We start from the raw sequence: 1,452 nt of genomic DNA on the forward strand, positions 1-1,452 counted from the left end.
GGACTCTCAATGACCGTGTCAAGCCGCCGTGGCCACCGGGATCGGGTTTTCCATGCTGAATTCGCGGCTGTCTCGCAGCAATGCCCACAACACGTCGACCAGGCGCCGGGCCAACGCTAGGAGGGCTTGGGTATGGATGAGTCGCTCACCGCGTTTTCGGTCGTAGAACCGCCGCGATGGTCCGTCGGTGATCTTCAGGCTCGACAGGGCGGCCATGAAGAACACGCGCCGCATGCGCCGGTTGTAGCGTTTCGGGCGGTGCAGGTTGCCGCTGACCCGGCCCGAGTCCCGGGGGACCGGGACAAGGCCGGCATAGGAGGCCAGGCGGCCCGCACTAGCGAAGTTGGCCAGGTCACCGCCGGTGCCGACGAGGAACTCCGCTCCCAGCCCGGGGCCCATGCCGGGCAGGGATTCGATGATGCGCGCCCACGGGTGTTGCCGGAATCGGGTCGTGATGAGTTTGTCGGTGTCCTTGATCTCACGGTCCAGATCGAGGAGCTTGCGGGCGATGCGTTTGACCAGCATCGCGGTGTCGGCCTCACCGGGCAGAGCCAGGCTCTGGCGTCCGGCGGCATCGACCGCGGTGGCGGCCGCCTTGGCGATGCCCGGCTTCCACGCTCCGTTGTCGGTGAGATGTGTTGTGACACCGTCGATTCCGGCTGTTCGGATCTCGGCGGGGGTGCACATTGCGGCGACGAGGATCAGCGGGGTCCGGTTCGCGAAGTCGAACGCGGCCTCCAACGCGGGAAAGATCGACCCGAGCAGCGCACGCAGCCGGTTGATCCCGGCCACCCAATCCGCCATCAGATCGGTGCGGTAGCTGGTCAGCTGGGTCAGTCCGACCACGAGCTCATCAGGCATCACGACCTGGTTGAGATCTTCACGCAGACGGGCGCTCTGGGCGATCACCCGTGCGTCCTTGGCGTCGGTTTTGCCCTCGCCGCGGAAGCTGCCGGTCATCGAATTCACCACTCGGCCCGGCACATACGTCACCGCTTGATCAGCGGCCAACAGCACCGTGATCAGCAGCAACGCCATCGGGGAGGTCAGATCGATCGCCCACCGCACCCGGTCGGCGGCCTGACCGGCGCGCGCGATCAACGCTTCGATCGCGGCTTGATCGTTGCCGAACTTCTGGCTGAACACAGTTTTTCCGGTCTCGTCGACCCCGCACGCGTGATGCGCGTGTTTGCCGACATCGATCCCGACCCAGATCTGAGGGCGAGTTGCCACCCACGTGCTCCTGACCTCGCTGTTTGCGCCCGTGGACAACCCCGCCGTCAGATCCCTAACCAGCGACGACCGCAACAAGCTCTCAATCAGCAGCCGGAGCGTCCAGCGCGGTGGGGCAGCCAGTCCTTTCGAGCCTCGACCGAAGCAAAAACCCATCAGCTACACCCCACCACCCTGGGCATCCAGGGCACCAACCCCAGACACCTACAAACTTAGGGA

Annotated in this window: 1 protein-coding gene; it reads right to left on the reverse strand. The window is 65.4% G+C overall.

The genetic code is table 11. The features are described 5' to 3' along the window. Nucleotides 1-18: 18 nt before the first annotated feature. Nucleotides 19-1,233 carry an IS110 family transposase gene (locus tag ACIA5H_RS37755; RefSeq protein ID WP_397081157.1) on the reverse strand — a complete coding sequence of 405 codons (1,215 nt, stop codon included), beginning with the start codon at nucleotides 1,231-1,233 and terminating at the stop codon, nucleotides 19-21. Between the last annotated feature and the right edge of the window lie 219 nt (nucleotides 1,234-1,452).

Source organism: Nocardia sp. NPDC051900, assembly GCF_044452545.1.
In the GTDB taxonomy this organism is placed as follows: Bacteria; Actinomycetota; Actinomycetes; order Mycobacteriales; family Mycobacteriaceae; genus Nocardia; species Nocardia sichangensis.